The following is a 9,986-nucleotide window of genomic DNA, read 5'->3' as shown; positions in this document are numbered from 1 at the left end:
TGGTGGGCAGGCGGGGGCCCGTGCGAGCGAGGAGCCACAGCGCCCAGTCGCCGCGCGCGCCCCGCGCGGCGGGCGGGGCGCCGGGGGCGCGCGCGGCCCGCAGTGGAGCGGGGGGAGCCGGGCCCGCGGCCCCCGTGGTGCGGGGGCGAGCCCGGCAAGAGGGAGGCCTGCCGGGCGGCACATGGATGACACCGGTGACGCGTCGTCAGAGGTAACCCTCGCGCAGCGCGAAGGCCACCGCGTGGGCCCGGTTGCGCAGCTGCATCCGTGTCATCAGCTCGTGCAGGATGTTCTTGACGGTCCGCTCCGAGTACGGGACCTTCCCCGCGATCTGCCGGTTCTCCATCCCCTCGGCGACGAACCGCAGCACCTCCACCTCACGGGCGGCGAGTCCGGTGACCGCGGCCACTGGGGCGTCCTGGCCGCCGCGCTGCACCCGTCCCAGCCGGCCGAGGAGTTGGTTGAGCAGCTCCGGCGGCATCTCGCTGTCACCGCGGGCGGCGGACCGGACCGCCTTCAACAGATGGTCGGGGGTCGCCTGACGCCGCCATACGAAGGTGTGGACCCCACATCCCACGGCGGTCATCAGCTCCGGCTCGCGCAACCGGTCGACGACCAGTACGACGTCCCGGTGGTCGCCTCTGATCAGCCGACGCAGGACGACGGCGGTCGGCTCGTCCACCCGGTCGGCGAGTACGACGGCCACCGACGCCGCCCGGCCCACTCGGCCGCGCACCCCTCGACCTGACCCTTCGGACACCTCGATGCCCGGTTGGTTGCGCAGGCAGCTGACGACCCCGGCTCGTGAAAGCGGGTCGTCGGCGTGCACGGTCACCGCGATGGACATCGTTGTCACTGCTCTCTCCTCCCCACGGGGCAACTCCCCGCGAAATCCGTACGCGCGCGGGTCGTACACGGGTTCCATGGCCGGGCTCGGCATCGTCCGCTCGACCGGCGTCGTTGGCCAGTACCGGCGGTTGAGTGTCCACGCAGTCGCCCTCGCAGGCCGCCTTCAGACGGCTGCCCGCCTACAAGCGCGGAGCCGGCGGCCGAACCCCCACCGGAACCACCGGATCCGTACAGCTGGAGGACACCGCTCAGCGCTGCGACCATGCCGAAAGATGCGTAGGAACGCGTCAATGTATTTCCCCTGTTGATCTCAATGCGGTGCGCGGTACTCACGGGTGTGAGGGTGTGCCGCACCGAGCGGAAACGGCGAGGACCGCTGCCTGATCAAGAAAACCGGCTGGGTGTCAACGGCCCGTTCACGATCGCTCCAGAGATCGTTGATGTCCGCCCCGACGCGTATCCCGCGGTACGAGCCGGAGGGACACGGGCCCGCAGGCCCCTGGGTCAGACGGCCGTCAGGGCCTCGGCCGGGGTCGGCGGGACGCCCGTACCGCCGGGAAGGCCCCGCCGCCATGCCGTCGCGGGGCACGGAGCACGATGGACTCAGCGTGAACCGGACACGGATCCGGCGCCGAGACGCCCGTGGTGTTCCACCTCGATCCATGTCTCACGCGCCTTGACGTGGGCGATCGTGAGGGGCGGGGCGGCACATCGTTGTTCTCCGGGCCTGGTTCACGTCGGCTCGGTCTCGACACTGCCGGCGTTGGCCTGTGCCGACTTGACCGAGGTGTGGGCGGAGTCGGTCATGACTATTGCGCCACGCGCCGCGGTACGCGCTTGGGCGTCGTCCGGCAGCGGCTGGTCCACCGCACGGCTGGACAGTACGCTCGCCCCGGTCGGCAAGACGTCGACCGGCCTGGCCGACGGCATCTGGCCGACCGGGCTCCGGAGCGAAGGTTCGTCTACGAGTCGGTGAGTACCGCTTCCGCCTCTGGAGGGCCGCTCGACTCGTCGAGCCGGCGCAATCTGGTACGGAGCCCGTCGGCATCGGCGTGGCCGAGCCGCTCCATGATGTCCAGCCCCTCGGTCCACGCGGTGCGGGCCGCGTCCGGGCGGCCGGCGCTCAGGTGGGTGTCCCCGAGGTGCTTGAGGACGGTGGCCTCGAACAAGGGGTCACCTCCGGCCTGCCGGTAGAGGGCGAGGGCGTTGCGGAAGCTGGTGACGGCCTCGTCGTACCGCCCGAGATGGTGGAGGGCATAAGCGACGCTGTCCCAGGCATCCCCCGCGCCATAGTCGTATCCGAGCTCCTGGCACAGGGCCAGCGCCTGTCGGCAGGGGTCGAGGGCCTGCTGGTGCTGCCCGAGCTGGGTGTGGTACCAACCGACCGCGTTGAGCGCGGCTGCCATCGCCATCCGACCGCGGCTGTCGTCGGCACCACGGCCGTCATGGGCCCGGTAGAGCGCGAGGGACCGCTGCGCGGCGCCGAGTGCGGCTTCCGGATCGCCCTGCCCCTCCGCCACCCAGGCCAAAATGCGATAGCTCTCAGCGCAGGCTCTCATGTCACCGGATTCGGTGAACAGTTCGATGGCCCGCTCGGCATGAACGCGTGCCTCGTCGATGCGGTCCAGACCCCTTGTGGCGGCGAGACCGTGGTGGATATGAGCCTGGGCAGCCCTGTCGCCCAGCCGACGCGCCGCGCCCATGGCGGTGCGGTGCACGGCCTCCTGCTCCCGCCACAGGACACGCCGGTGCAGATGGTTGGCCATGGCCCAGGCGAGTTGCCATGTGTGGACGTCGTAGCGGTGGGTGGCGGCCTGTTCGACGACCGCGAGCAGCACCGCCTGCTCAGCGGCGAACCAGGCCGCCGCCTTCGCCGTGTCACCGCCGAATTGCTCAGCGCGCACCCCCTCGGCCACGGGCTCCAGGGAGATCAGCATCCGTTCACGGGCAGTCAGCGCGAACGCCTCACGGGCGGTGTGCAGGTAGTGGTCGAACATCCGGTGCCGGGCTGCCCGCACCTCCTGGAGCAGATCGACGGCCTCGGTCAGCTCGGTGGCGTAGACGCGCAGCAGGTCGTGGGAGGCGTAGCGGCCCGGGACGGGTTCGTCCACGAGGTGGGCCTGGATGAGTTCGGACAGCAGTTGCCGGGTGTTGGGGAGGGAGAGCCCGGTCAGGCTGGCGGCGGCCGACAGTGAGATGTCGGGGCCGGGGTGCAGGGCGAGCAGCCGGAACAGGCGGGCGGCGGCGGGGGTGAGTGCGTGGTAGGACCAGGAGAAGACGGCGCGCACGTCGGCCGCAGTGTCGCCGTCGTGGAACGCGTCGAGGGCGCCGGCGCTGTCGCGCAGTTCGGCCGCGATGGCCGACAGGGGGAGAGCGGACCGGGTCGCCGCGCGGGCGGCGGTGACGGCCAGGGCCAGCGGCAGCCGTGCACACCGGGCGATGATCTCCTCGACCGCGTCCGGTTCGGCCGCGACGCGGCCGGGTCCGAGGCGTCGGGCGAGCAGCTCGCGGGCCTCGGCCTCGGAGAGCACGTCGAGGTGAAGGGGATGGGCGCCGTTCACGGCGACCAGCCCGGACAGCCGGTTGCGGCTGGTGACAATGACCAGGCAGCCGGGCGCCCCGGGCAGCAGGGGCCGCACCTGCGCGGCGTCACGGGCGTTGTCCAGCAGCAGCAGTGCTCGCTTGCCGGTGAGCAGGGTGCGGTACAGGGCCGCGAGCGCGTCGACGTCCTGCGGCAGCCCGCTCGGGTCGGCGCCCAGTGACTCCAGCAGCGTCACAAGGGCGTGCTCCGGCGGGACCGGCAGGACGGCCGGGTCGAAGCCCCGCAGATTCAGGTACAGCTGGCCGTCCGGGAAGCGGTCGGCGACCTGTCGCGCCCAGTGCACCGCGAAGGTGGTCTTGCCCACCCCCGCCATGCCCGCGATGGCACTGATCACCACCGTACCGACCGGCGCCAGGCCGGTCATCTCGGTCAGCTCGGCGTCCCGCCCGACGAACACCGCCAGACCGGCGGGCAGTTGGGCCGGGACGGCGGGCACTTGGACAGGAGCAGATACGGGTACGGGGACAGGTGCGGGGGCGGCCTCGGCCGGGGCCGGGGCCGGCGGAGCGAGGAGCCCCGCGTCGGCCCGCAGAACGCGCTGGTACATCGCCTGGAGTCCCGGGCCGGGATCGACACCCAGCTCGCCCGCGAGCAGCGTCTGCGCCTCACGGTAGCTGGCGAGGGCAGCCGCCTGCCGCCCCGACCGGTACAGGGCGAGCATCAGCAGCTCCCGGAACCGCTCGTCCAGCGGATGCTCGGCAACCAGCCCGGTCAGCTCGGTGGCCGCCTCCGCATGGGCTCCCAGGTCGAGTTCGGCCGTCAGCCGGGCCGCCACCGCGGACAGACGCAGCTCGCCGAGCCGCTGCCGCTGGGTCTGCGCGTACTGGCCCCGGACACCGGCCAGCGCCTCCCCCCGCCACAGACCGAGCGCGTTGCGCAAATACCTTGCCGCACCCTCGGTGTTTCCTGCTCTTCGCGCCCGCTCGGCCTGCGCGAGCAGCGCTCGGAAGGAGCCGAGGTCCAGATCGTCCGGTGATGTGCGGAGCTGATAGCCGTCCCCGGTGGAACGGATCACAGACGACGCTGCATCCCCTGCGGGCTCCAGCACCTTCCGTAGCCCATGGACATATGTCCGCACAATGCCAAGCACCGAGACCGGTGCCTTCATGCCCCACACCGCGTCGACCAGCCCACCCGCCGACACCTGCGAACCCTCCGCCAGCAGCAACACAGCCAGCACCGCCCGCTGCTGAGGCGGGCCCAGTTCGATCTCATTCGGGCCGCGCCACGCTCTGACCGGTCCCAGCAACGAGAACCGTAACCGCTCTTCCAACGGGCTTCCTCCTTGAGGGATCCGCACCCGAAGTTTAGTCGACTGGAGAGGCAGCGTGGCTTGCGTACGGCGTCCGCCGGTCGGCGGAGCGGTTCGCCGATGGTGGCGGCGACGGCCGGTGAACTCCTCCGCTGCCGACTACCGGGGCGGACCGTCCGGCTCCGTGCCGCGGGGGAGCCGGATGGTGAACACCGCTCCGGCACCGGGTGCGTTGTGGGCCATGACGGTGCCGCCGTGTGCCTCGACGAACTGGCGCACGATGGACAGGCCGAGGCCGCTGCCTCCGGTGCGTCTGCTGCGGGATTTCTCTGCCCGCCAGAATCGCTCGAAGACGTGGGGCAGGTCGTCGGGGGCGATTCCGTCGCCGGTGTCCTCCACGGCGAGGACGACGAACTCGCCGGAGTGCCGGGCGGTGAGGGTGACCGTGCCGTGCGCGGGTGTGTGGCGCAGCGCGTTGGAGACGAGGTTGGCCAGAACCTGGCGCATCCGCACCGGGTCGGCGTCGATCCAGAGTCCGGTGTCGGTGTGGGTCAGCAGGCGGACGTCGGCGGCTGCGGCGCGGCTGCGGTGGGCGGACACCGCCTGGGCGACGAGTTCGTCCGCGCGCAGCGGTTCGCTGTGCAGCCGCAGCGTGCCCGCGTCGATCGCGGCGAGGTCTTGCAGATCGTCGATGATGTGCTGCAGTTGCAGTGCCTCGTCGTGCAGGGTGGCGAACAGATCCGGATCCGGGTCGAGCAGCCCGTCGCGGGTGACCTCCAGCCAGCCGCGGATGTTGGTCAGCGGGGTGCGCAGCTCGTGGGCGATGTCGCTGACCATGGCCTTGCGCTGGGCCTCCAGTTGTTCGCGGCGTGCGGTGAGTTCGTTGAAGGCGGCGGCCAGGAAGCCCGTCTCGTCCTTGGTGGTGACGGCGACGCGGGCATGGCGCTCCGGGGGCTGACGGGCCGCGGCGGTCAGGGCCCGCAGGGGCCGGACCAGGCGGACCGCGACGACCGCGGTCAGGGTGACGGTGGCCGCGAGGACGAGTCCGGAAACGCCGATGATTTTGGTCTTGTTGGCGGAGGAGAGGTCGAAGCCTGCCTGCCGCCGGCCCCGGCTGCCGAGATAGAGGTCGGCTCGCGGAGCGACGTACGGGTCGAGCTGGGTACGGCGTGCGTTGTCGATGCAGGTCTGGTTCTGCTCGTTGTCGGCGGGGCGAGGGGAATAGTCGGCGGCCCTCGCCAGGGGGGCAGCTCCAGGGATGAGATCGAGATGGAGGCGGCCGAACGAGGGAGCCGTGGGCGGCTGTCCGTCCAGGCACGGGGACATCAGGACCGTGAGATTCGACAACGCCTTGCTCTCGGTGGGCGTAGGCGTGCTGAGCCGTCCGTCGGCGCACTCCAGCGGCACGTCAGCCTCACCGTCATCGGCCGTGACCACCGTGCGTCCGCTGGGAATCTGCCGGGTGCTGCCGTCGCTTCCGTTCCTGCGCATGCACACCAGGCGGTCGGTCGCCAGCTTCCTCACCTGGGCACGTTCGTCGGCTGGGAGCAGATAGGGGCCCGCCGCGCGTGGGTCTATGTCGGAGAGCTGGGCACCCGGTTCGGTGTAGGTGTCGATGCGCAACGGGTCGACCGTGGCCGAGGCGCGTGCGGGCAGCGCGGTGCCGGCGGCGGCCGAGTCGGCGATGACACGTCCGTCGGTGGTCGTCAGGGCGATGCGCCGGTCCATGGTGCGCGCGAGGGTACGCACCATGGACCGCACTCGGTCCCAGTCGGCGTGGGTGGCCGCGTAGCCGCTGAGCCGGCGCAGGATGTCGGAGTCGTCGGACAGGACCTGGCCGCGCTCCTCCTGGATGGCACGGGCGGTGAGCTGCACCGCCAGCCAGGCGGTGGCGCCCACGGACAGCACGGCGATGGCCACGGAGGTCAGCAGCAGCCGTACCAGCAGGCTCCTGCGCCAGGGGATGTGGGCGTCAGCAGTCATGCCGGCCGTCGACGAGCTTGTAGCCGACGCCGAACACCGTCAACAGCCGTGCGGGTGTACGCGGGTTGGGCTCGATCTTCTTGCGCAGGTTCATGATGTGCGCGTCGATGGCGCGTTCGGTGGATGCTCGGTCGTGGCCGCGGGTGTGCTGCAGCAGTTGGCGGCGGGTGAAGACCCGGTCGGGCTCGGCCGCCATGGCGCGAAGGATGGCGAACTCACCTGGGGTGCAGTCGACCGGTGCCCCGTCGCAGACGACCTTGTGCCGTACGGGATCGACGCTGATGCCGCCCACGCGCAGTGCGGGAGAGCTCTCGGCCGGGCGGAGGGTGCGGCGCAGCAGGGTACGTATCCGAGCCAGCAACTCCCGTGGGCTGTAGGGCTTGGTCATGTAGTCGTCCGCTCCGAGGTCGAGGCCCAGGAGTACGTCCTCCTCGGCGGAGCGAGCGGTCAGCATCAGGACCGGCACGTCCTGGTCGCGGCGCAGCACACGGCAGACCCCGAAACCGTCGATGCCCGGCAGCATCAGGTCCAGCACGACCAGATCGGGCCGTCGGCTGCCGGCCTCGTCGATCGCGGCCCGGCCGTCGGAAACGACCACCGTGGTGTGACCTTCCTTGAGCAGTAACCGCCGGATGAGTTCGGCCTGTATGTCGTCGTCTTCCGCGACCAGAATATGCGCGCACACGGCAGCGACTGTAAGCGTGTTGAACGGTGCCGACGCGGTACCCGGCAGTTCTGCGGTTCTTCCCACACCCCGACAACTTCCTCATAACCGCACCTCACCCTGGGCGCATGCTCGACGGAGAATCCATGCATCGCACGCGCCGTGCACCGGCCTTCGCCGCCCTGTCCGTCTCGGTGTGCCTTCTGGCTGGTTGCAGTACGGGCTCAGGAGACGCGAGGAACCCCGCGGGGAACGCTGCGAAGACGCCCCGGTCGCGGCCAAGGCCCAGCCGGGGCTGCTCGTACAGCTGAACGCCGCCGACGGACAGGACCATGTCTCCGTGAGCCGCGGCGGCCGAGTGACGGTCGACCAAGGCCGAATCACCAAGGTGTCGCTGACCACCGCGGACGGCACAGCCGTGCCCGGCGGGCTGTCCACCGACCATGCGACCTGGGCGCCCGGAGCCGTTCTCGACCACGGTACGGCCTACCGCCTGACGGCGACGGCAGCCGACGAAGGCGGACACACGGTGACCAAGAAGGTGACGTTCACGACCCTCGCCGAGGCCGACCGCCTCACCGGTGCCTACACCCCGGAGCACGGCTCCACGGTCGGGGTGGGCATGCCCGTCTCGTTCACCTTCGACAGCCCATCACCGACAAGAAGGCCGTCGAGTCCGCCGTCGACGTCACTTCCAGCAGCGGACAGCCCGTCGTGGGCCACTGGTTCGGCGGCCGACGCCTCGATTTTCGTCCGGAGCAGTACTGGAAGCCGCACTCGACCGTGACCGTCAGGATCCGTTCGACGGAGTCAAGGGTGCCAAAAGCGCCTACGGGGAGCAGGACAAGAGCCTCCGGTTCACCGTCGGCCGCAGTCAGGTCTCCACCGTGGACGCGTCGACGCACCGGGTGAAGGTCGTCCGCGACGGCCGGACAGTGCGGACGATACCGATCACGGCGGGCGCGCAGACCTCGCCCACCTGGAACGGCCAAATGGTCATCTCGCAGAAGTTGCTCTCCACCCGGATGAACGGAGCCACGGTGGGCTTCGCCGGCGAGTACGACATCCCCAACGTCCCGCACGCCATGCGCCTGTCCACCTCCGGCACGTTCATCCACGGCAACTACTGGGGCGCGGACTCGGTGTTCGGGCGGTCCAACATCAGCCACGGCTGTGTGGGGCTGAACGACGCGCAGGGCGGTGGCGACCCGGCCCAGGACGACGCCTGGTTCTACGACCACTCCCTCGTCGGCGATGTGGTCGTGGTGAAGAACTCGGACGACAAGACCACCGCCCCCGACAACGGCCTCAACGGCCTCAACGGCCTCAACGGCCTCAACGGCTGGAACATGCCCTGGGGCGAGTGGACTGCGGGCTCGGCCCGTTGATGTCCCGCCTCACTGCGAACTCATGAGTCGAATCTGACGAGTTCCTCAAGAGTCCCGGCGAGGCTGACATCATGGCTCGATCAACACGTCGCCCCCATCGAGGGCGTCACGTCGCCTTCCTGGCCCTGGCCGCGACGCTCATCGGATGCGGGGGCGCGCAGGACGCACCCCAGGCCGCTACGGTGGCACAGGACACCCGGTCCCCCGCGCCGGGCACCACACAGGCGAGACCCGGTTCGACAGCGGCGGGAGCGGCGGCGTCCGCGTCCCCCTCCGTTCCCACGCGACTACCGGGCCTGGGCCCCCGGACGCTCGCGGAGATCCCCGAGAACGCCCGGCAGGTCGTCATCGCCACCGGCGCGGACAGAAAATCCCCCCGCTCGCAGGTGGTGTTGTACCGACGCACCCCCATGGGCTGGGAGCCGGGCGCGACCTGGCCGGCCCACAACGCACTGAAGGGCTGGACCGACAACCATCACGCCGACGATCTCCGTTCGCCCATCGGCGTGTTCGCCCTCACGGACGCCGGCGGACGACTGGCCGACCCCGGCACCGAGCTGCCGTACGACCGGTCGCAGGGCTTCACCATCGGAGGCACGGGCTTCGAGGGCGAACCCCTCGCCGGCTCCTTCGACTACGTCGTGGCGATCAACTACAACCGTCAGGCCGGGACTTCCCCCCTGGACTGGACACGCCCGCTCGGCGCCGAGAAGGGCGGCGGCATCTGGCTGCACGTCGACCACGGCGGCCCCACCCACGGCTGTGTGAGTCTGGCCCGGAACAACATCAGGGAACTGCTGCGCGCGCTGGACCCCGATCAGCATCCGGTGATCGTCATGGGCGACGCGCAGTCGCTCGGTCGGTGAGGCGTGCGGTCGGAAAGACGTGGCGGATTGAGAAGCTCCCCGCCGCACCCGGCGGTGGTTCGGTCGAACCCCAGTTGGTCACCGGCACCGGTCCTGACGATGTCTGGGTCGGTGTGCTGAACGACAAGGGTGGTGTGCTCACCTCGCTGCTCTACCACTTCGACGGCCGCGGACGGACCGTAAGGAGCGTTCCCGTACCGTTCGCTCACGAGGCGGGATGGACGCTGTCAGGGGCCACCATCACGCGGAACGGAGACCTGCACGTCATCGTCGAGACCAACGTCGGCGGGGGGGTGCCCCTATCTGTTTCGTCAACCTCGGTGGGGTCGGCTTGTAGGGGTTGATCCTGGCTTTCGGGAACGTCCCGCGAAGCGGGATGTTC

6 protein-coding genes and 1 pseudogene are annotated in these 9,986 nt (G+C 70.5%); 2 read left to right on the top strand and 5 right to left on the bottom strand.

Annotation, left to right across the window (positions count from 1 at the left end; translation table 11 throughout):
- Nucleotides 1-205: 205 nt before the first annotated feature.
- The 5 genes from AB0J04_RS44205 to AB0J04_RS44185 form a co-directional block, all read right to left on the bottom strand.
- A complete protein-coding gene (locus AB0J04_RS44205; protein ID WP_363174379.1) occupies nucleotides 206-847 on the bottom strand; it encodes a response regulator transcription factor in 642 nt (213 codons plus the stop codon).
- 734 nt (nucleotides 848-1,581) lie between these two features.
- Nucleotides 1,582-1,716 (bottom strand): hypothetical protein, encoded by a 135-nt coding sequence (locus AB0J04_RS44200; RefSeq protein WP_363174378.1) that lies wholly within the window; start codon nucleotides 1,714-1,716, stop codon nucleotides 1,582-1,584.
- A 95-nt stretch (nucleotides 1,717-1,811) separates the two neighbouring features.
- Nucleotides 1,812-4,751 (bottom strand): BTAD domain-containing putative transcriptional regulator, encoded by a 2,940-nt coding sequence (locus tag AB0J04_RS44195; RefSeq protein WP_363174377.1) that lies wholly within the window; start codon nucleotides 4,749-4,751, stop codon nucleotides 1,812-1,814.
- A 111-nt stretch (nucleotides 4,752-4,862) separates the two neighbouring features.
- Nucleotides 4,863-6,686 carry a HAMP domain-containing sensor histidine kinase gene (locus AB0J04_RS44190; protein ID WP_363174376.1) on the bottom strand — a complete coding sequence of 608 codons (1,824 nt, stop codon included), beginning with the start codon at nucleotides 6,684-6,686 and terminating at the stop codon, nucleotides 4,863-4,865.
- A complete protein-coding gene (locus AB0J04_RS44185) occupies nucleotides 6,676-7,371 on the bottom strand; it encodes a response regulator transcription factor (RefSeq protein ID WP_363174375.1) in 696 nt (231 codons plus the stop codon). The genes AB0J04_RS44190 and AB0J04_RS44185 overlap by 11 nt, the downstream gene beginning before the upstream one ends.
- Before the next feature lie 107 nt (nucleotides 7,372-7,478).
- Between AB0J04_RS44185 and AB0J04_RS44180 the strand changes: the two are divergent.
- Both AB0J04_RS44180 and AB0J04_RS44175 read left to right on the top strand, forming a co-directional pair.
- Nucleotides 7,479-8,738 (top strand): annotated as a pseudogene (locus AB0J04_RS44180) (Ig-like domain-containing protein).
- Nucleotides 8,739-8,809: 71 nt separating this feature from the next.
- Entirely contained in the window at nucleotides 8,810-9,604 is a 795-nt protein-coding gene (locus AB0J04_RS44175; RefSeq protein ID WP_363174374.1) for a L,D-transpeptidase family protein, read from the top strand.
- Nucleotides 9,605-9,986 lie beyond the last annotated feature (382 nt).

The sequence above is a fragment of the Streptomyces sp. NPDC050263 genome (assembly GCF_040655955.1).
GTDB lineage: Bacteria > Actinomycetota > Actinomycetes > Streptomycetales > Streptomycetaceae > Streptomyces.
This window is presented reverse-complemented; position numbering and strand designations above follow the sequence as displayed.